This is a genomic window from Chenggangzhangella methanolivorans (assembly GCF_042648545.1).
Lineage (GTDB): Bacteria > Pseudomonadota > Alphaproteobacteria > Rhizobiales > Methylopilaceae > Methylopila > Methylopila methanolivorans.
Genome location: NZ_JBHRXS010000006.1, coordinates 229,052 through 247,286 on the forward strand (window position 1 = coordinate 229,052; position 18,235 = coordinate 247,286).

Below are 18,235 nucleotides of genomic sequence, written 5' to 3' on the forward strand. Positions count from 1 at the left end.
GTCCCCCTTCCCTTGCGGGAGAGGGTTAGGGGGAGCCTCCGAACTTTACAAAAAGGCGCCGCCCGCGCCCCTCAAGCGGCCAGCGCTTCGCGTCGCCTACCTTCTCCCACAGCGGGATAAGGAGAGACGCCGTCGCGTCGAAAGGCGAAGCCTTCAATACCGGCGGATCAGCCCCACGAGCCGGCCCTGGATCGCGACGCGGTCGGGGCCGAAGATGCGGGTCTCGTAGGCCGGGTTGGCGGCCTCGAGAGCGATCGAGGCGCCGCGCTTCCTTAGACGCTTCAGCGTCGCCTCTTCGTCGTCGACCAGCGCGACGACGATGTCGCCGGTGTCGGCGGTGGTCTGCTTCTTGATCAGCACCAGGTCGCCGTCGAGGATCCCGGCCTCGATCATCGAGTCGCCGCGCACTTCGAGCGCGAAATGCTCGCCGCCGCCCAACATGTCGGGCGACACCGAGATCGTGTGGCTGCGCGACTGGATCGCCTCGATCGGCACGCCGGCGGCGATGCGCCCCATGACGGGGACGGAGACCGAGCGGGGATCCTCATCCTCGTTCGCTGGCTGCGGACGGCGGCCGAGGCTGCCCTCGATGACGTTCGGAGAGAACCGGCCGGTCGGCCGCGTGACGGCGGGAGCGGCGGCTTCCGGCAGCTTCACCACCTCGAGAGCCCTGGCCCGGTTCGGCAGGCGGCGGATGAAGCCGCGCTCCTCCAGCGCCATGATGAGACGGTGGATGCCGGACTTCGACTGAAGCCCCAGCGCATCCTTCATCTCCTCGAACGAGGGGGGAACGCCGGTCTCCTTCAGCCGCTCGTGAATGAAGCGCAGGAGATCATATTGCTTGCGGGTCAGCATCGACGGCTCCGCGCGAGGCCAAAACAAATCATGAACACGACCGTAACTGTTCTAGACATGTTCCGCAAGCGTTAACATCCCGTTTCCGTCCGCGTGTCGGACAGACGAACGAGCGACGCGCCGCCGATGCGCCTCGCCGCGCAGCACGACCAGAGAGGGCGTAGGACCGATCTCCGACAAGCCGGGCGCCCGCGGCGATAGGTAGTCTTGCGGATGCCCGCCACGGTTGCCGGCGTCTAAACTTGTCGGAGTGCGGTCGCGCGTCGCGATCTCTAAGCAACCGACATCAGGAGACGACGATGCGTCGACTGGCCTTCGCGGTAGCGTGCGGTGTTGCGGCGTCTTGGTCCATGGCGGGCGAGGCGGCCGCGCGTGACTATTCTGGAAAATACAAGAGCAAGATCACGCTGCCGAACGGCGACGTCGTTAAGGCGAACGTCACGATCGTCAAGGTCGATGGTAGTATCTATCGATCTGAGTCAAAGTACGGGGATTTCATAGAGCTTTCGATGTGCTTTGCCGAGGAAGATCGCTTGAGTTGCGGATTTGCTCCCAAGTCCGGCGGCGGCTATGTCGGGTTCAGCATCTATGAGCCGGATGGATCGGGCAAACTGATCGGCAAATTCGCAGAGACGTCCACTCAGAAGCTCGGCAAGGAAGTCTTGACGCCCGTCGGGAAGTAGACGCTTCGGTCGGCCGCTTGCGGCGAGCCTTAGTAAGGATGCGGCAGCGCGAGGATCCGGCATGCGTCGCCGGCCTTCGCGGCCGGGGCGTGCGCGGGGCGGACCAGCAGGCATTCGGCGTCCGAGAGTCGGCGCAGCATCGACGAATCCTGCCGCGGAAACGCGGTCGCGACGGGAACGCCGTCAAGCCCGATTTCGAGCGCGGCGCGCATATAGTCCTCGCGCTGGTCGTTCTCGGGCATGTCGCGGCCGAGCCTGGCGGGCAGCAAAGCCGGATCGAGGTCCGCGCGCCCCGACAGCCGCCTGAGCGCGGGCGCGAGGAACAGCAGCGAACAGACGATCGACGAGACCGGGTTGCCCGGCAGGCCGAGCGCGAGCGTCGCGCCGCGGCGGCCCGCCATCATGGGCTTGCCTGGCCGCATCGCGATCTTCCAGAAGTCGAGCGTCACGCCCTCGGCCTCGAGCGCGGGCTGGACGAGGTCGTGGTCGCCGACCGAGGCGCCGCCGAGCGTGACGAGAATGTCGGCCTCTTCGGCGAAGGCGCGGGCGATCGCGGCGCGGATCGCCTGCGGCCGGTCGGGCGCGATGCCGAGGTCGAGCGGAACGCCGCCCTCGGCGGTCACGATCGCTGAGATCGCGAAGGCGTTCGAGGCGACGATCTGGTCCGGGCCGACAGGGTCGCCCGGCGCGACGAGCTCGTCGCCGGTGGCGAGGATCGCGACGCGCGGGCGTCGCGCGGCCTCCACCGCGGGATGGCCGAGCGCCGCCGCGAGCGCGAGGTCGCGCGCGCCGAGGCGCCGGCCGGCCTCGAGCAGCGCCTCGCCCTTCGAGAAGTCGAGCCCCGCCCGCCGGATGTGGCGCCCGGCTTGGGCCGCCTCTCGCGCGGTGATCACGTCGCCGTCGCGGTCGGCGTCCTCCTGGATGAGGATCGCGTCGGCGCCCTGCGGCACGGGCGCGCCGGTGAAGATGCGCGCCGCCTCGCCGGGACCGATCAAGCCGCCGAAGCTCTTTCCGGCCGCCGACTCGCCGACGACGCGCAGCCGCGCGCCCCCGGCTGCGTCCGCGGCGCGGACCGCGTAGCCGTCCATCGCCGAACAGTCGCAGGGCGGCTGGTCGCGGAGCGCATGGAGCGGAGCGGCGAGCGTGCGCCCAAGCGCCTCGGCGAGCACGACGCGCTCGGCCGGCAGCGGCGCGAGGCCCGCGAGGATGCGCGCGCGCGCCTCGGGGACGGGAAGCAGGCCGCTCACGCCGGCTCCCCGGCGTGGAAGTCGCCGGAGCGGCCGCCGGACTTCGACAGCAGCCGCACGCCCTCGATCCGCATGCCGCGATCGACCGCCTTGGTCATGTCGTAGACGGTGAGGCACGCGACGGTCACCGCCGTCAGCGCCTCCATCTCGACGCCGGTCGGGCCGGAGACGCGGGCGGTCGCGGAGACGCGCACGCCCGGCAGACTGTCGTCGGGCGTCAGCTCCACCGAGACCTTGGAGAGCGCCAGCGGATGGCAGAGCGGAATGAGCTCGTGGGTCCGCTTGGCCGCCATGATGCCGGCGATGCGGGCGACGCCGAGCACGTCGCCCTTCTTGGCCTCGCCCTCGACGACGAGACGCAGGGTCTCGGGCGCCATGACGACGCGGCCCTCCGCCGTCGCCTCGCGGGTCGTGGCGGGCTTGCCGCCGACGTCCACCATGTTGGCCTCGCCGGAGGCGGACAGATGGGTGAGACGCGGGGAAACGTCGGTCATCGTCAGGCTCCCGAGAACAGGGGGGCGAGGGCGTCGAACGAGACCGCCGCGCAGACGCCGAGGCCCGTCAGGATCAGCCCGACGAGATAGATCTTGGTCGCCTTGTCGTAGATCTTCTTTCGGAGCCCCTCGATCGGCAGCAGGAGCGCCAGCGCGCGGATCTGCAGCGCGACGCCGACGAAGATCATGAGGGCGGGCGGCGTGTCGTAGCTGTGCCAGACGCCCGGGCTCGACGCCCATTGCGACAGGAAGCCGAGAGAAAAGGAAACCGTGACGCCGAACGCCGTGATCGTGCCGTTGCGGAACGTGGCGTCGAGCGGCGGCGGGGGCGGGTCTTCCGGCGTCATGGTCGTGGTCGCTGGCTGGCGTGGCGCGGGCGGCGGCGCTTGGCGCGGCGGTTTTCGTTCGGAGCGGCGAGTGATGGCGGGTCGCGCGCCTCAACGCAACGGGCGCTGCTCGAGCAGGCGCGTGAGCAGGGCGATCTGCTCCTCCTGCTTGGCGACCAGCGCGACGAGATGGTCGTTCCTCAGCGCGTCGAGCTTGTCGTGCAGCGCCATGATCTCGATCTCGGCCTTCAGGTTCACCTCGTAATCGAGTTCGGCCTGCCGCCGGTCCTTCGCCGACTGGCGGTTCTGGCTCATCATGATGATGGGCGCCTGGATCGCGGCCAGCATCGACAGCATCAGGTTGAGGAAAATGAAGGGGTAGGCGTCGAACGGACGCGTCAGCAGCCAGACGTTGGCGACCGCCCAGATCGCCAGAATGACGCCGAAGATGACGATGAAGGTCCAGGATCCGCCGAACTGCGCCACGCCGTCGGCGAGCCGGTCTCCGAAGCTGTCGGCGTCGTCGTCGGGCGAGGGAGGCCGCGCGATGAGCTTGCGGCCGCGGGCGAGCTTGAGGACGCGCTTCTCGGCGTCGTCGAGGGCGTTGAGCGCGCGGCCGAAGACGCGGTGCGAGGCCTGGTCCAGCTCTGGCGAGGTCTCGTTCGTCATGGCAAGACCTCCTTGTCCGGCGGAAGCCTTCAGGCCGCGAGCAGCGACCGGGTCGCGGCGGCGACGTCGGGCTGGCGCATGAGGCTCTCGCCGACGAGCAGCGTGCGGCAGCCGACGGCGGCCAGGCGCGCGGCGTCCGCGGAGGTGAAGATCCCGCTCTCGCCGACGAGGATCCGGTCGGCCGGAACGCGGGCCGAGAGCTCCTCGGTCGTTTCGAGGCGCACGTCGAAGGTGCGCAGGTTGCGGTTGTTGACGCCCACGAGGGCCGTGCCGAGCGGCAGCGCCCGGTCGAGCTCTTGGCCGTCATGGACCTCGACCAGCACGTCCATGCCGAAGTCGCCGGCGGCGGCGACGAGGTCGCGGGCCTGCGCGTCGGTCACGGCCGCCATGATGACGAGGATGCAGTCGGCGCCGAGCGCCCGGCTCTCGGCCACCTGGTAGGGATCGTAGAGGAAATCCTTGCGGATGGCGGGCAGCGGGACGGCGTCGCGGGCTTGGCCCAGGAACTCGGGCGCGCCCTGGAACGAGGGGCCGTCGGTCAGCACCGAAAGGCAGGCGGCGCCGCCGGCCGCATAGGCGCGCGCGAGCGCCGGCGGGTCGAAGTCGGCGCGGATCAAGCCCTTGGACGGGCTTGCTTTCTTGATCTCGGCGATGAGCGCGGTGCGCCCGTCCGCATGGGCGGCGCGGATCGCCTTGACGAAGCCGCGCGGCGGGGAGGCGGCCTCCGCCGCGCGCCTCACCTCGGCGAGGGGGCGGGCGGCTTTCGCGGCCTCGATCTCCTTGAGCTTGTAGGCGCCGATGCGCTCCAGCACGTCTGCGGTCATTCGGCCGTCTCCGGGTTCGAGACGCGGATCAGGGCGTCGAGGCGCGAGGCGGCGGCGCCGCTGTCGATCGAGGCGGCGGCGAGCTCCGCGCCCTCCAAGAAACTCTTGGCGCGGCCCGCCACGATCAGCGCGGCGGAGGCGTTGAGGATCGAAATGTCGCGATAAGCCCCTGACTGGCCATCCAAAACACGGCGCAGCGCGGCGGCGTTTTGCGCGGCGTCGCCGCCCTTCAGCGCTTCGGCCGGATGATGGGGGAGCCCAGCGTCCTCGGGCGAGATCGAAAAGGTCGTGACGCGGCCGTCCTTCAGCTGGGCGACCGAGGTCTCGCCCGAGGTCGTGATCTCGTCGAGCCCGTCGGAGCCGTGCACCACCCAGGCGGCCTCCGAGCCGAGCGTGGAGAGCGCTTCGGCGATCGGCTCGACCCATTTGGCGGCGAACACGCCCACCATCTGCCGCTTGACGCCGGCCGGGTTCGAAAGCGGCCCGAGCAGGTTGAAGATGGTGCGCATGCCGAGCTCGGTCCGCGCCGGGCCGACATGGCGCATCGCCGAGTGATGGTTGGGCGCGAACATGAAGCCGACGCCGGCCTCCGAGATACAGGCGGCGATGCGCTCGGGGCTGAGGTCGACGTCGACGCCGAGCGCCTTCAGCACGTCGGCCGAGCCTGACTTGGAGGAGAGCGCCCGGTTGCCGTGCTTGGCGACCGGCACGCCGCAGCCCGCGACCACGAAGGCCGCGCAGGTGGAGACGTTGACCGAGCCGGCGCCGTCGCCCCCGGTCCCGACGACGTCGACGGCCTCGGCCGGCGCCGCGACCGGCGTCATGCGCGCCCGCATGGCCGCGACCGCGCCCGCGATCTCGTCCACCGTCTCGCCGCGCAGGCGAAGCCCCATCAGAAAGGCGCCGATCTGCGCGGGCGTGGTCTCGCCCGACATGATCTGGCCGAACGCGGCTTCTGCGGCTGCGCGATCGAGCGCGCGGCCTTCCGCGATCCGGGCGATGACAGGCTTGAAGGCGTCCATCGGAGCCGCCGTCAGCCCGCGCGCGCGGCGGCGAGCCGCCGGCGCTCGACGTTCCACTCGGCGGCGTCGGCGAGGAAGTTGCCGAAGATGGTCGCGCCATGCTCGGAGGCGATGCTCTCGGGATGGAACTGCACCCCGAAGATCGGCCATGCGCGATGCGACAGGCCCATGATCAGCCCGTCCTCGGTCTCGGCCGTGACCTCGAGCGCGTCGGGCAGTCCCTCGCGCCGCACGACGAGCGAATGATAGCGCGTGGCGCTCAAGGGGCCGTTGATGCCCCGGAACGAGCCGCGGCCCTGATGGCGGATGGTCGCGAGCTTGCCGTGCACAGGGGTCGGGGCGCGCTCCACGACTCCGCCGAACACTTCGCCGATCGCCTGATGGCCGAGGCACACGCCGAAGATCGGCGTCTGGCCGGCGGCGGCGCGGATGAGCTCGCAGGAAATCCCCGCCTCGCGCGGCGTGCAGGGGCCGGGCGAGATCACGATCGCGTCCGGGCCGTCGGCCAGCACTTCGGCGACCGAGGTCTTGTCGTTGCGGCGCACTGTCACCTGCGCGCCGAGCGCGCCGATGGCGTGGACGACGTTCCAGGTGAAGCTGTCGTAGTTGTCGATCAGGGTGACGGCGGTCATCGCAACGCTCCGAAGCGCCCGACAAAGCGCAAGCGCGGTCGTCTCGTCAAGGGCGGGAGCTCTGATCGCGCGGGCAGGGGCGTAGCGCGCTTCGCCTGGGCCTCGCCCGGCCAAGCCGGTCAGTTGTTCGGCGGCGACTCGAATTCCTGGTCGAGCGGCCGGCGCTGGACGGGGCGACGCTCGACCTGGCCTCGGTCGACCGGATCGCGGCGCAGGATGATCACGTCGTCGGTCGGCGCTTCGCGGCGCGGGCTCGCGCCGGTCTGGGTCGGGTCCGGGGTCGCGGTGCCGCCGTCGAGCGTGGGCGCGGGAACCGTGGGCTGCGCCGGCGCCTTGGGCCGCTGGCGCGCGAGCGCCTGGGCGGCGGCCTGGGCCTCCTCCGGGCTCTTGGCGCGGTTCATGTCGTTCGCGGTCTTCTCGTCGATGACGATGTCGCCCTTCTTCACCGTCTTGTCGTCGACGCCCTGCAGCGCCTCGGCCCAGTTCATGCCCTCCGGCTTGCACGAGCAGCCGGCGACGAACTCCTTGCGATAACGGAAGGCGTTTTCGAGCTTCGTGTAGGGCTGGCCGTCGACGTCGAACGCCATCTCCATCTTGCCGCCGGGATTGGGGTAGGCGAACAGCTTGGCCTCCGCCCCGGGGCAGGTCGCGTGGCAGATCGCCTCGTCGCGGTTAAACGCGTTCTTGGTGGTCTGGTAGGAGATCGGGAAGAAGAAGCCGTCGCAGGCGCGCACGCAGACGGTGCGGAAGGTCGAGACATGCGGCGTCGCGCCGGGCTCCATCTCGGGCTCGAGCACGGTCTCGCCGCCGACGGCGTCCTCCGACTGGCGGCCGCCGCCGCCGAACAGCATGTCGAGGAAGCCGCGCTTCTCCTGCTGCTGGGTCGGCGCGACGCGGCGCTCGACCAGCCGGTACTGCGGCCCGCACTGGCCGCGGGCGAGCGCGAACAGAAGCTCCCGGCGGCGCGGATCCATGCCGCCGCCCTGGGACGCCTGAGCCGCCTGCGCCTGCAGCCGGTCGAGATTGACCTCCATCTGCTTGATGCGCTGGCCGAGCGGGCCGCATTCGGCGGGCGGGTCGCCGAAGAACAGGAACTTCTTTCCGCAGCCGATGCCGCGGGCGTAGGCGTTGGTGCGGTCGAGCTCGTTCTGCTGGCGCGCGACCGACTGCTCGAGCTGGCGCGGATCGGCGCGCTTGGGGCCGGACCGATCGAGCCCGGCGAGCTGCGCCTCGAGACGCAGGCAGTCCTCCGATCCCTGCTGGGCGTCCGCCGGCGCGGCCGCGAGCAACCCCGCGGCCAGAGCGGCGATCGTCAGGATGGCAGACTTCATGCTCGTTCCTTCAGGCGATTCTCGCATGCCGGCGCACGCGCACCCCGCAAGGGTTCTAGCAAGCCTCGACCGCCTCGCACAGGGCCGCGCGAATGGGACGGAAGTGAGAAGGCGGCGGCCGCGAACGCTCTCGACTCTGTGAACTGCGCGCAATCTTTCTGCGCTCGACGCAACGGTTCCTAAAGCCCCGGCCGGGTATCCAGACCAGGTCAAACCGCTGAGAGAAAAGGGCGCCCGCGATGAAAGCCGTTCGCCGGTTCATGCATGACCAGTCCGGCGCGACCGCCATCGAGTATGGCCTGATCGCCGTCGGGATCTCGATCGCCATCATCACGGTGGTGCGCGGCATCGGCACGAGCCTCAACTCGTCCTTCACCAAGATCAACAGCAACCTGCGCTGACGCGTTCTCGGGCCGGGGCCTGGCGGGCCCGGTTCCGCTTGGCCAGCGTCATGCCCAGCGGCGGTCAAGACGCGCCGCCCTCTTGTCCCGGACTTGATCCGGGACCCAGAACCGACTGCGGTCGATGGGCAGCCGAGGCGCTGCGGAAGGACTTGAAACGTTTCGGTTCTGGGTCCCGGATCAAGTCCGGGACAAGAAAGTCACCTCGCCACGCATGCGCCGCCTGATCGCCCCATGGACGGGCTGCAGCCGGGCTGGGGGATCGAGATCCGGTGAGGCGAAGCCCCGTCATGCCCGCGTCTTCGCGGGCATCCAAAGCCTGGCTCAGACCGGCGCGCCGTTGCGCGTGATCTGCACGCGCGCCGCGTTTCCCGGCGTCGCGCCGAAGCGGCGATAGATGTAGTCGCGCCCGTCGTCCGCCGCGTCCTTGATCGCGAGCGACGTGATCTTGGCGTGGAACGGCGACAGCGAGCAGGCGGGATCGGCGTTGCGCGGATCGCCCGTGATGGCGAGCGCCTGGCAGCGGCAGCCGCCGAAGTCGATCTCCTTGCGCGGGCAGCTGGTGCAGGGCTCCTTCATCCAGTCCGTGCCGCGATAGGCCTCGAAGGCCGACCCGTTGGTCCAGATCTCCGACAGGCTTTTCTCGGTCACGTAGTCGAATTCGAGATGCGGGATCGTCTCGGCCGCGTGGCAGGGCAGCACCTTGCCCTGCGGCGTGACGTTGAGCGACTGCTTGCCCCAGCCGCCGACGCAGGGTTTTGGGCGCCGCGCGTAATAGTCCGGCACCACGGCGTCGATCACCAGCTTGCCCTGAAGCTCCGCGCGCAGGCGCTCGACGGTTTCGGCCGCCTTCATCACCTGCTCGCGGGTCGGCATCAGCATTTTGCGGTTTTCGAGCGCCCAGCCGTAATATTGCGAATGCGCGATCTCGACGCGCCGGGCGCCGAAATCGAGCGCCATGTTCACCAGCGCCTCGATGTTCTCGACATTGCCGCGGTGGATCACGGCGTTGATCGTCAGCGGCATGCCGAGCTCGAGCACCCAGCCGGCGAAGATCCGCTTCTTGTCATGCGCGCCTGAAAGCCCCGCGATCTTGTCGGCGTTCTCGGCTTCGGCGTCCTGGATCGAGAGCTGCACGTGATCGAGGCCGGCGTTCGCCAGCTCCTCGAGCTTTTCGCGCTGCACGCCGATGCCCGACGTGATGAGGTTGGTGTAGAGCCCGACCTTCACCGCGTGCGCCGTCAGCTCCACGATGTCCTTGCGCGCCGTCGGCTCGCCGCCGGAAAGGTGGAGATGCAGCACGCCCATGGCGGCGGCTTCCGAAAACACGCGTTTCCAGGTTTCGGTGTCGAGCTCGCCGGAACGCTTGTCGAGCTCCACGGGGTTCGAGCAGTAGGGGCAGGAGAGGGGGCAGCGATGGGTGAGCTCGGCCAGCATGCCGAGAGGCGCCGGCGGGGCCACGCGGGCGGCCTCCGAGGGGTTCGGAAGGGTCATGTCGTTCATGTTTTGCCTCCTTCCTTCCAGAGCGCCTTGCATCAACGAACTGCGTGCTTCGAGACGCGATCCCTCGGACCGCTCCTCAGCATGAGGGATGTTGAGTTTTGGCCTTCTCACCATCCCTCATGCTGAGGAGCCTGCGCCAGCAGGCGTCTCGAAGCACGCAATCGGCTTCATCTCAACTTCACGCCAGATCCAGCACCCGCTTGTCGGCGAGGTCCCGGAGCATCTTCTTCACGTCCGTCTCGATCTGCTCGCGCGGCGCGGCGTATTTCTGCGCGAGCTCGTCCACGATGGTCCCGACCGTGCGCGCGCCGTCGCAAAGCTCCAGCACCACGACCGCGATCGCGTCGGGCTTCAGCACGCGCTCGGGCGCGAGCAGCAGCCATTCCTGACGCACCTCGTCGCGGCGAAGCCTCACCCCGCGCGGCAGTTTCGGCGTCGCTTCGCTCGGGACGTCGCTCATTCCGCGGCCGCCCGGCGCATCTCCGCGGCTCCGTCCGGAGCGAAGGCGTCCGGCCAGGGCTTGGCGTAGACATAGGCGTGCTCGAGCGCGTCGAGCATGGTCCAGAGCATCGAGCACTTGAATTCGAGAGCGCCGATCGCGGCCTGCTGCTGCTCCGGCGTCTTGGCGTGCTCGAGCACATAGGCGAGCGCGAAGTCGCTGTCGCGCTTGGCCTGGACGGGACGCGCGGTGAAATAGGCGAGCGTCTCTTGGGTGACGTAGTCGTAATTCGAGAGCATGCCGGCGACGCGCGTCTTGATCACCATCGGCGAGAACAGCTCGGTGAGCGAGGAGGCGATCGCCTCCAAGAGCGAGCGGTCCTTCACGAAGGACAGATAGGCGTTCACCGCGAACTTCGTGGCGGGCAGCGCGAGCCGCCCCGACATCACGTCGCCGCGGTCGAGACCGAGATCGTCGGTGAGCTTCAGCCACTTGGCGATGCCGCCTTCGCCCTCGCGCTCGCCGTCATGGTCGATGATGCGCTGGCGCCATTCGCGGCGCATCGAGGCGTCCTCCATCCGGGCGAGGATGTGGCTGTCCTTCTGCGGGATGCAGGCCTGGTAGAGGTAGCGGTTGAGCGCCCAGGCCTCGACCTCGCCGCGCGTGCACTCGCCCGACTGCAGGCGAAGCTGGAACGGGTGGAGGTGGTGGTAGCGCGTTTCGCCGACCTGGCGCAGCCGCGCCTCGAGATCTTCAGGGGTCAGCAGTTCAGCCGAAGAACCGGCCATGGGTTCGTCTCCCGCGAACGTCGCGTCGCTTCAGGCCGCGGTTGATCCGCGGTTCGCCGAGGGCTCGCCGATCGCGATCTCGAGCCCGTCTTCCGACACGTCCCAGCCCTTGGCCTCGACGGCGCGGCGCTCGGCCGAACCGGAGATCAGCACCGGGTTGGTGTTGTTGATGTGAATGTAGACTTTCCGGCCGACGTTTACACCCTGGAACGCCTCCAGCGAGCCGCCCGGACCCGACATCGGCACGTGTCCCATCCGCCGGCCCGTCTTCACGCCGACGCCGGCCTTCTCCATCTCGTCGTCCTCGAACACCGTGCCGTCGAACAGCAGCAGGTCGGCTCCTGAAGCGCGGGCGCGGACGTCGTCGTCCACTACTGCGCAGCCCGGGATGTAGACGAGCCGCTTTCCGGCCTTCTCCATCGCCACGCCGATCGTGTCGCCGGAGGTGTCGCCGATCTTGAGATCTTTCGTCTCCAGATAGAGCGGCACTTTTCCGGGGACGCCGAAGAACTCGATCTCGGTGTCGTGGATGCGGAAGGGATTGTTGAGCTCGACCACTTCCCGCGAGACAACGTCCTTTGCTAGCACGCCGAAGATCGGGTTGGCGTCGAGCACCTTGGAGATCTGGGACGTGGCGTAGACGGTGAGCGGCGAGCGTTCGCGCAGCGTGATCAGCCCGTCGACATGGTCGACGTCGCCATTGGTGAGCGCGACGGCGGCGATCGGCGTCTCGCGCAGTCCGGTCGGCTGGATGGCGCGGGTGGCCAGGATCTGGGAGCGCAGGTCGGGCGAGGCGTTGAACAGCGTCCAGCGCCCGTCGCCGGTCTCGACCGCGATCGACGACTGCGTCCGCGCCTTGACGCGGGGGTCGCCGTCCCAGGCGAGGGCGCACACCGGACAGCGGCAATTCCACTGGGGAAAGCCGCCGCCGGCGGCCGAACCAAGCACGATCATGCGGAACGACATGGCGTGGGCCTTACGATCCGCAGATCTGCTGAAGTTCAATCACGACGTATAGCTCAGAGCTCGGCCGGGCTGTACGAGGTGACTTCGAGACCAACCGGGGTCTCTTCGACGATCGGAGCGGTCCAAAGGGCCATTGTTGCCTCCTCAAGGGTTCCTAGACTATGCTGCAGCGCAATAAATCACCCTGCGGCACGTCGGGAAGATAGCCCGGCGGCAGTCCCGCCGCCAGCCGCCGCCGCCTTAAATCTTGGTAATGCAAGGCCGCTAAATCTCAAGAAGCTCTTAGACTTGGGGTGGTCATGCCGGCCTCCGCCTATGGTCTATGCCGCCGCCTTGTCGCCATGATTTCAACGGCTTGCGCGCCCGCTTTCCAGCGGCGGCGGGGCCGCGGCGCTTCATTCGGGCGCGGGAAAGTCGACGTCCTCCATGTCGCGAATCTGCTCGGCCCCGCGTCAGGCCGGTCCGGCAGCCGATGAACTTCGTCGTGGCGGATTGGAATTGGACGCGCTTGACGCGCCCGGGGCCCGCGAGCATTGTCCGCCGCCATGAACACCGCCCGACGCGCGACCTGCCGGATCGTCATTATCTGCGGCTGAGCTGAAGGCTGGCCGCGGCGGTTTTTCTTGAACGTTTAAGAGAAGCGCGACACCCCGGCCGACGAGGAGGACGGGGCGTGACCACGCTCAAGCTCTACAATTCGCTGACGCGCGCGAAGGAAGACTTCGCGCCGATCGATCCCACGGACGTCCGGATGTATGTCTGCGGGCCGACGGTCTATGACCGCGCTCATATCGGCAACGCCCGGCCCGTCATCATCTTCGACCTGCTGTTCCGCCTGCTCCGCCAGACCTATGGCGAGGACGCGGTGACTTACGTCCGCAACATCACGGACGTCGACGACAAGATCAACGCGCGCGCCGCCGAGCGAGGGATCACGATCCGCGAACTGACCGAGGCGACCGCCGCCGGTTTCCACCAGGACGTCGCGGACTTGGGGTGCCTCTCGCCCACCCACGAGCCGCGCGCCACCGACTACATCTGCCGTGGCGCGGACGAACTCGATATGATCAAGGTGGTGGAGCGCCTGATCGCCGGCGGCCACGCCTATGCGGCCGACGGCCATGTGCTGTTCGACGTCGCCTCGATGCCGGCCTACGGCAAGCTCGCCCGCCGTTCGCTCGACGAGATGGAGGCCGGCGCCCGCGTCGAGGTCGCGTCCTACAAGAAGGGCCCGATGGACTTCGTGCTGTGGAAACCCTCGAAGGAGGGCGAGCCGGCGTGGGAGAGCCCTTGGGGGCAGGGCCGTCCCGGCTGGCACCTCGAATGTTCGGCGATGTCGGCGGCGCTGCTCGGCGAAGTGTTCGACATCCATGGCGGCGGCATCGACCTGATCTTCCCGCACCATGAGAACGAGATCGCGCAGTCGACCTGCTGCTTCGGCCACGACCGCATGGCCAATGTGTGGATGCACAACGGCTTCCTGCAGGTCGAGGGCGAGAAGATGGCGAAGTCCGCCGGCAACTTCGTCACGATCCGCGAGATCCTGAACGACTGGCCGGGCGACGTCGCGCGGCTCGCGATGTATTCGGCGCATTACCGCCAGCCGATCAACTGGACGCTGAAGAGCCTTCAGGAGGCCGAACGGACGCTGGCGGGCTGGTTCGAGGCGGCGGCGAGCGAGGCCGACGCGCGTCCGGCGCCGGGCGTCGTCGAGGCGCTGGCCGACGACCTCAACACGCCCAAGATGATCGCCGAGATCCACCGGCTGAAGTCCGAAGGCGGCCGCAAGGCGCTCGCCGGCACGCTGAAGTTTCTGGGCTTCCGCCCGGAGGTCTTCGCCGACTGGCGCGCCGCCAACGCGCCGGAGCTCGCGATCTCCGAGGCCGAGATCGAGCGCCTGATCGACGCCCGCCTCGCGGCGCGGCGCGAGAAGAACTTCGCCGAGGCCGACCGCATCCGCGACGAGCTTCTGGCGCAGGGCGTCGTGCTGAAGGACGGCGCCGGCGGCACGGTCTGGGAGGCGGCGAGATGACCCGCGAGCGGGTCTATCTGTTCGACACCACGCTTCGCGACGGCGCGCAGACCGCGGGCGTGGACTTCACGCTCGACGACAAGATCGCGGTCGCGCGGCTGCTGGACGACCTCGGCGTCGACTATGTCGAGGGCGGCTATCCAGGCGCGAACCCGACCGACACCGAGTTCTTCTCGGCACCCCGCACCGAAAAGGCGACCTTCGTGGCCTTCGGAATGACCAAGCGCGCAGGGCGCTCGGCGGCCAACGATCCGGGCCTTCAGGGCGTGCTGCAGGCCAAGGCCGGCGCCTGCTGCTTCGTGGCCAAGACCTGGGACTTTCACGTCCGCGAGGCGCTCCGGATCACGCTCGAGGAGAACCTCGAGACGATCCGCGAGACGGTCGAGGCCTCGGTCGCGGCCGGCCGCGAGACCATGGTGGACTGCGAGCACTTCTTCGACGGCTACAAGGCCAATCCCGACTACGCGCTCGCCTGCGCCAGGACCGCGGCCGAAGCCGGCGCCCGCTGGGTGGTGCTCTGCGACACCAACGGGGGCACGACGCCCGAAGAGGTCGCCGAGATCGTGCGCGCGGCCGGGACCGTGGTTCCGGCGGGGCGTCTGGGGATCCACGCCCATGACGACATGGGGCTCGCGGTCGCCAATTCCCTGTCGGCGGTGCGCGCCGGCGCGCGCCAGATCCAGGGCACGCTGAACGGCCTCGGCGAGCGCTGCGGCAACGCCAACCTCACGACGCTGATCCCGAACCTGAAGCTGAAGAGCGAGTTCAACCGCGCCTTCGACGTCGGCGTGCCGGACGAGGCGCTGGCGGGGCTGTCGCAGCTCTCCCGCGCCTTCGACGAGCTCGTGAACCGCCCCTCGAACCGCTACGCGCCTTATGTCGGCGCCAACGCCTTCGCGACCAAAGCCGGGATCCACGCCTCCGCGATCCTGAAGAACCCGGCGACCTACGAGCACGTGGCGCCGGACGCCGTCGGCAACCACCGGCGCCTGCTGGTGTCGGACCAGGGCGGCAAGTCGAACCTCCTTTCCGAACTCGCCCGCGTCGGCGTCGATGTCGACAAGGCCGACCCGCGGCTCGACGCGCTTCTGGCGCGGGTGAAGGAGCGGGAGTCGCAAGGCTACGCCTATGAGGGCGCCGAGGCCTCCTTCGCGCTGCTGGCCAAGCGCGCTCTGGGCCGCGTGCCGGACTTCTTCACGGTCGAGAGCTTTCGCGTGATGGTCGCGCGCCGCCGCGACGGGCATGGCGGCCAGATCGCGGTTTCGGAAGCGGTGGTGAAGGTCACGGTCGACGGCGAGCCGCTGATCACGGCGGCCGAGGGCATCGGCCCGGTCAACGCGCTCGATCTCGCGCTGCGCAAGGATCTTGGCCGCTACCAGCCCTACATCGCGGATTTGAAACTCACCGATTACAAGGTCCGCATCCTCAACGGCGGCACCGACGCCATCACCCGCGTGCTGATCGAGTCGACGGACGGCGACGGCGAGGTCTGGACCACGGTCGGCGTCTCGCCCAACGTCGTCGACGCGTCCTTCGAGGCGCTCACCGACAGCCTCACCTACAAGCTGCTGAAGGCGGGGGCCGCCGCGCCTTAGTCGAAGCCTGACGATCTCAAGGGTGGTCGCCGTCATGCCCGCGCCTTCGCGCGGGTATCCACGACTTCGTCGCGGCGCTCGATCTTCTCGGAAAGTCGTAGATGCGCGGCTCCGCCGGGCATGACGCGGCGAACGGCCGCCTTACCCGTCCCAGCCGGCCGCCTTCAGCGGCTCCGACGAGAACTGGCGGCGGTGCAGGATGATGGTCACGAGCGTCGTGGTGGCGATCAGCACCCAGGGGCTCACGAACCAGCCGATCAGCGCCAGCGCGAAGAAGAGCGAGCGCAGGCCGCGGTTGAAGTGCTTTCCGGCCTCGATGTTCATCCGCGCCGCGCGCTCGATCGCGATCTCCATCTGCGGCGTGCCGAGCTCCTCGCGCGGAGGCGCGGCGGCGACCAGGATCGAGCCGTAGTTGAACAGCCGGTAGGACCAGACGAACTTGAAGAACGCGTAGGTGAGCACCGCCGCGACGCCCAGAACCTTGATGTCGTAGGCCTCGCGCGTCGTCGTGATGCCGAGGGGGAGCGCGGAGAACACCTCGATGGCGTTCGCGCTCGCGCCGAGCGCCGCAAAGGCGCCGCCGATCGCGATCAGCGATGTCGAGGCGAAGAACGCCGAGCCGTTCTGCAGGCCCGTCATCGTCATGGTGTCGGGCATGCGCGCCTCGCGCCCCGCCATCCGCCGCATCCAGTCGCGCCGGCGCTCTGCCATCACGGAGTTGAGGCTCTTGGCCGAACGTTCCGAAAAGGCGTAGTGGCCGAACCAGACGACAAGGAAATAGAGGATCGCCGCCGCGTCGATGAGGCCGAAACTGGTCACCGCCGGCGTCTCCCGAGACCGTGTCAAAGTCGCGCCGTGGGAGTACCACGCGGAGGCGACCCTGAACACTGGTTGGTCGGAAGCCGGCCCACAGGCCCCGGCGGCGGTCCGCCGGGCGCGAGTCGCCCCGTAGTGGCGCAACGGACGCTTTTTGCTCGGATACGTAGTTCTACGGATATCGGTGGTATCGGGCCGCCGATCTAATCGGCGGCATTGCTTCCGCGGGCTTGGCGATGCGCAGCTTGGTCTGGTCCGTGACGGCGGCGTGCGCCGTGTCGTTCATGATCGCTCCGGCCGTGGCGGACGACGAGCCCGCGACGGCGCCTGCCGTCGGGTGCGTGACCCAGACCGGCCAGGCTTCAGGTGCGCTCCGGTTGATCGTCGGTCCGGAAGACGCCTGCGCGCCGCAGGAGATGCGCATCGAGCTCGCCGCGAGCGGCCTCCGCTGGCTCGGCGACTGGAAGGTCGACCGCAGCTACAAGGTCGGCGACACGGTTTTCTACAAGGGCTCGAGCTTCATCGCAGTCGAGAAGAGCAAGGGCGCGGCCGTCGAACTCCGCGAAGTGGGACCTCCTCGCCGCGAAGGGCGACGAAGGTTCCAAGGGCCCGAAAGGTGCCAAGGGCGAGCCGGGCTCGGACGGCGCAGCCGGTCCCGCCGGACCCCAGGGAGCGGCGGGACCTCAAGGGCCCGCCGGCGCGGATGGAGCCGCGGGACCTCAAGGCCCGGCGGGGCCTCAGGGAGCCGACGGAGCGGCCGGGCCCGCGGGCCCGCAGGGCCCGGTCGGTCCTCAAGGCCCGGCCGGCCCGGACGTCATGATGGGGGCGGTCGTCAATGTGGACGGCTCGCTCGACCGCGGAACGGCGGGCGCGAGCTCTTTTCTGATCGGGGGCATCACCGGCAATTATGAGATCGGTTTCGATCGAGACGTCTCGCACTGTTATTATTCGGTGTCGATTTCAAACGGGCCCGGATATTTTGCTTTTACTCAGGAAAGATTTGGCAACCCCAACGCAGTTTTCGTCGGCACGCATCGGATGTCAGGAACCTCGACTGTGGCCACAAACGTGAAATTTCGTCTGATCGTGTTCTGTCCGGCGAGCTGACGGATCTGTTTTCGCGAAGCTGAAGTCTGCGTTCGACACCGAGAGCACCGGCGCTACAGCAGCCCGAGCGTCCTGAGTTCTGCGACGAGGTGCGCGGGCAGTCCCGGCGCCTTGCGCTCGTCGTCCGCGAGATCCGCCGGCGCTTCGCCGGACGGCAGGTAGCGCCAGCCCTGGAACGCGCGGCGCGGCGTGGGGCGCACCGGGATCAGTTCGGGCTTGAGCACCAGCTCGCAGCGCTCGATCCCGTCCGCGCCCGTCACGGCGCGCAGGTCGAGCAGCGGCTGGCGGACCAGAATCACGCCCTTGATCACCCAGTAGAGCGAGCCGCCGTCGAGCAGCTCGTCGCGGCGCTTCGGGGCCATGCGGGTGGTGTGGATCTGTTCTTCGGGCGCGCCGCGGCGGCGGCGCTCGGCCATGCGCTCGTCGATCCAGCCGCGCAGCTCCTCGGGCGAATCGCAGCCGACGCAGAGCTTCTGGAGGTTGAGCGGCATGCCGCGGCTTGTCC

At 68.9% G+C, this 18,235-nt stretch carries 21 protein-coding genes; 5 read left to right on the top strand and 16 right to left on the bottom strand.

Annotation, left to right across the window (positions count from 1 at the left end; translation table 11 throughout):
* Positions 1-153: 153 nt before the first annotated feature.
* On the bottom strand, positions 154-855 hold the full coding sequence (gene lexA, locus ACFOWB_RS12260; protein WP_378147557.1) for a transcriptional repressor LexA: 702 nt from the start codon (positions 853-855) through the stop codon (positions 154-156).
* A gap of 299 nt (positions 856-1,154) precedes the next feature.
* Between lexA and ACFOWB_RS12265 the strand changes: the two genes are divergently transcribed.
* Complete coding sequence (locus ACFOWB_RS12265) at positions 1,155-1,538, top strand: hypothetical protein (protein WP_261402505.1); 384 nt, start codon at positions 1,155-1,157, stop codon at positions 1,536-1,538.
* A gap of 29 nt (positions 1,539-1,567) precedes the next feature.
* Here the strand turns inward: ACFOWB_RS12265 and ACFOWB_RS12270 are convergent, their stop codons facing one another.
* The 8 genes from ACFOWB_RS12270 to ACFOWB_RS12305 form a co-directional block, all read right to left on the bottom strand.
* Entirely contained in the window at positions 1,568-2,785 is a 1,218-nt protein-coding gene (locus ACFOWB_RS12270; RefSeq protein WP_261402506.1) for a molybdopterin molybdotransferase MoeA, read from the bottom strand.
* Entirely contained in the window at positions 2,782-3,279 is a 498-nt protein-coding gene (moaC, locus tag ACFOWB_RS12275) for a cyclic pyranopterin monophosphate synthase MoaC (RefSeq protein WP_261405827.1), read from the bottom strand. The genes ACFOWB_RS12270 and moaC overlap by 4 nt, the downstream gene beginning before the upstream one ends.
* A gap of 2 nt (positions 3,280-3,281) precedes the next feature.
* Positions 3,282-3,626 (bottom strand): hypothetical protein, encoded by a 345-nt coding sequence (locus ACFOWB_RS12280; RefSeq protein WP_261402507.1) that lies wholly within the window; start codon positions 3,624-3,626, stop codon positions 3,282-3,284.
* A 90-nt stretch (positions 3,627-3,716) separates the two neighbouring features.
* The gene (locus tag ACFOWB_RS12285; RefSeq protein WP_261402508.1) at positions 3,717-4,274 is read right to left on the bottom strand and encodes a DUF1003 domain-containing protein; all 558 of its coding nucleotides are present in this window, start codon (positions 4,272-4,274) and stop codon (positions 3,717-3,719) included.
* A gap of 29 nt (positions 4,275-4,303) precedes the next feature.
* Complete coding sequence (gene trpC / locus ACFOWB_RS12290; RefSeq protein WP_378147561.1) at positions 4,304-5,098, bottom strand: indole-3-glycerol phosphate synthase TrpC; 795 nt, start codon at positions 5,096-5,098, stop codon at positions 4,304-4,306.
* A complete protein-coding gene (gene trpD / locus ACFOWB_RS12295) occupies positions 5,095-6,120 on the bottom strand; it encodes an anthranilate phosphoribosyltransferase (protein WP_378147563.1) in 1,026 nt (341 codons plus the stop codon). The genes trpC and trpD overlap by 4 nt, the downstream gene beginning before the upstream one ends.
* 11 nt (positions 6,121-6,131) lie before the next feature.
* Positions 6,132-6,752: an anthranilate synthase component II gene (locus tag ACFOWB_RS12300; RefSeq protein ID WP_261402509.1), complete on the bottom strand. Its 621-nt coding sequence runs from the start codon at positions 6,750-6,752 to the stop codon at positions 6,132-6,134.
* Between the two features lie 119 nt (positions 6,753-6,871).
* Positions 6,872-8,083, bottom strand: a complete 1,212-nt coding sequence (locus ACFOWB_RS12305; protein WP_378147565.1) for a DUF2865 domain-containing protein — start codon at positions 8,081-8,083, stop codon at positions 6,872-6,874.
* A 239-nt stretch (positions 8,084-8,322) separates the two neighbouring features.
* Here ACFOWB_RS12305 and ACFOWB_RS12310 point away from each other — a divergent pair, with 239 nt between their 5' ends.
* The gene (locus ACFOWB_RS12310; protein WP_261402511.1) at positions 8,323-8,484 is read left to right on the top strand and encodes a Flp family type IVb pilin; all 162 of its coding nucleotides are present in this window, start codon (positions 8,323-8,325) and stop codon (positions 8,482-8,484) included.
* A gap of 324 nt (positions 8,485-8,808) precedes the next feature.
* Here ACFOWB_RS12310 and pqqE read toward each other — a convergent pair whose 3' ends face one another.
* The 5 genes from pqqE to pqqA all read right to left on the bottom strand — a co-directional run bounded on the left by pqqE (position 8,809) and on the right by pqqA (position 12,314).
* Positions 8,809-9,978 carry a pyrroloquinoline quinone biosynthesis protein PqqE gene (gene pqqE / locus ACFOWB_RS12315; RefSeq protein WP_261405828.1) on the bottom strand — a complete coding sequence of 390 codons (1,170 nt, stop codon included), beginning with the start codon at positions 9,976-9,978 and terminating at the stop codon, positions 8,809-8,811.
* A 187-nt stretch (positions 9,979-10,165) separates the two neighbouring features.
* Positions 10,166-10,447: a pyrroloquinoline quinone biosynthesis peptide chaperone PqqD gene (pqqD, locus tag ACFOWB_RS12320; protein WP_261402512.1), complete on the bottom strand. Its 282-nt coding sequence runs from the start codon at positions 10,445-10,447 to the stop codon at positions 10,166-10,168.
* Positions 10,444-11,214, bottom strand: coding sequence for a pyrroloquinoline-quinone synthase PqqC (gene pqqC, locus ACFOWB_RS12325; protein ID WP_261402513.1), 771 nt, complete (start codon positions 11,212-11,214; stop codon positions 10,444-10,446). Before pqqC ends, pqqD begins: the two co-directional genes overlap by 4 nt.
* 30 nt (positions 11,215-11,244) lie before the next feature.
* A complete protein-coding gene (pqqB, locus tag ACFOWB_RS12330) occupies positions 11,245-12,180 on the bottom strand; it encodes a pyrroloquinoline quinone biosynthesis protein PqqB (RefSeq protein ID WP_261402514.1) in 936 nt (311 codons plus the stop codon).
* Positions 12,181-12,233: 53 nt separating this feature from the next.
* Positions 12,234-12,314, bottom strand: coding sequence for a pyrroloquinoline quinone precursor peptide PqqA (pqqA, locus tag ACFOWB_RS12335; protein WP_128779492.1), 81 nt, complete (start codon positions 12,312-12,314; stop codon positions 12,234-12,236).
* A 539-nt stretch (positions 12,315-12,853) separates the two neighbouring features.
* Here pqqA and cysS point away from each other — a divergent pair.
* Entirely contained in the window at positions 12,854-14,212 is a 1,359-nt protein-coding gene (cysS, locus tag ACFOWB_RS12340; RefSeq protein WP_378147569.1) for a cysteine--tRNA ligase, read from the top strand.
* A complete protein-coding gene (gene cimA, locus ACFOWB_RS12345) occupies positions 14,209-15,807 on the top strand; it encodes a citramalate synthase (protein WP_378147571.1) in 1,599 nt (532 codons plus the stop codon). The genes cysS and cimA overlap by 4 nt, the downstream gene beginning before the upstream one ends.
* Before the next feature lie 141 nt (positions 15,808-15,948).
* On the opposite strand, the gene ACFOWB_RS12350 is transcribed toward cimA, so the two are convergent.
* The gene (locus ACFOWB_RS12350; RefSeq protein ID WP_261402515.1) at positions 15,949-16,626 is read right to left on the bottom strand and encodes a DUF599 domain-containing protein; all 678 of its coding nucleotides are present in this window, start codon (positions 16,624-16,626) and stop codon (positions 15,949-15,951) included.
* An 816-nt stretch (positions 16,627-17,442) separates the two neighbouring features.
* Here ACFOWB_RS12350 and ACFOWB_RS12355 point away from each other — a divergent pair.
* Positions 17,443-17,730 (top strand): hypothetical protein, encoded by a 288-nt coding sequence (locus ACFOWB_RS12355; RefSeq protein ID WP_378147573.1) that lies wholly within the window; start codon positions 17,443-17,445, stop codon positions 17,728-17,730.
* Positions 17,731-17,783: 53 nt separating this feature from the next.
* Here ACFOWB_RS12355 and ACFOWB_RS12360 read toward each other — a convergent pair whose 3' ends face one another.
* Entirely contained in the window at positions 17,784-18,221 is a 438-nt protein-coding gene (locus tag ACFOWB_RS12360; RefSeq protein WP_261402518.1) for a DUF1489 family protein, read from the bottom strand.
* Between the last annotated feature and the right edge of the window lie 14 nt (positions 18,222-18,235).

Bases quoted from the DNA above. Each gene is read 5' to 3' on its own strand.
- lexA (WP_378147557.1), bottom strand. From the start codon at position 855: ATGCTGACCCGCAAGCAATATGATCTCCTGCGCTTCATTCACGAGCGG.
- ACFOWB_RS12265 (WP_261402505.1), top strand. From the start codon at position 1,155: ATGCGTCGACTGGCCTTCGCGGTAGCGTGCGGTGTTGCGGCGTCTTGG.
- moaC (WP_261405827.1), bottom strand. From the start codon at position 3,279: ATGACCGACGTTTCCCCGCGTCTCACCCATCTGTCCGCCTCCGGCGAG.
- ACFOWB_RS12280 (WP_261402507.1), bottom strand. From the start codon at position 3,626: ATGACGCCGGAAGACCCGCCCCCGCCGCCGCTCGACGCCACGTTCCGC.
- ACFOWB_RS12285 (WP_261402508.1), bottom strand. From the start codon at position 4,274: ATGACGAACGAGACCTCGCCAGAGCTGGACCAGGCCTCGCACCGCGTC.
- trpC (WP_378147561.1), bottom strand. From the start codon at position 5,098: ATGACCGCAGACGTGCTGGAGCGCATCGGCGCCTACAAGCTCAAGGAG.
- trpD (WP_378147563.1), bottom strand. From the start codon at position 6,120: ATGGACGCCTTCAAGCCTGTCATCGCCCGGATCGCGGAAGGCCGCGCG.
- ACFOWB_RS12300 (WP_261402509.1), bottom strand. From the start codon at position 6,752: ATGACCGCCGTCACCCTGATCGACAACTACGACAGCTTCACCTGGAAC.
- ACFOWB_RS12305 (WP_378147565.1), bottom strand. From the start codon at position 8,083: ATGAAGTCTGCCATCCTGACGATCGCCGCTCTGGCCGCGGGGTTGCTC.
- ACFOWB_RS12310 (WP_261402511.1), top strand. From the start codon at position 8,323: ATGAAAGCCGTTCGCCGGTTCATGCATGACCAGTCCGGCGCGACCGCC.
- pqqE (WP_261405828.1), bottom strand. From the start codon at position 9,978: ATGACCCTTCCGAACCCCTCGGAGGCCGCCCGCGTGGCCCCGCCGGCG.
- pqqD (WP_261402512.1), bottom strand. From the start codon at position 10,447: ATGAGCGACGTCCCGAGCGAAGCGACGCCGAAACTGCCGCGCGGGGTG.
- pqqC (WP_261402513.1), bottom strand. From the start codon at position 11,214: ATGGCCGGTTCTTCGGCTGAACTGCTGACCCCTGAAGATCTCGAGGCG.
- pqqB (WP_261402514.1), bottom strand. From the start codon at position 12,180: ATGTCGTTCCGCATGATCGTGCTTGGTTCGGCCGCCGGCGGCGGCTTT.
- pqqA (WP_128779492.1), bottom strand. From the start codon at position 12,314: ATGGCCCTTTGGACCGCTCCGATCGTCGAAGAGACCCCGGTTGGTCTC.
- cimA (WP_378147571.1), top strand. From the start codon at position 14,209: ATGACCCGCGAGCGGGTCTATCTGTTCGACACCACGCTTCGCGACGGC.
- ACFOWB_RS12355 (WP_378147573.1), top strand. From the start codon at position 17,443: ATGGGGGCGGTCGTCAATGTGGACGGCTCGCTCGACCGCGGAACGGCG.
- ACFOWB_RS12360 (WP_261402518.1), bottom strand. From the start codon at position 18,221: ATGCCGCTCAACCTCCAGAAGCTCTGCGTCGGCTGCGATTCGCCCGAG.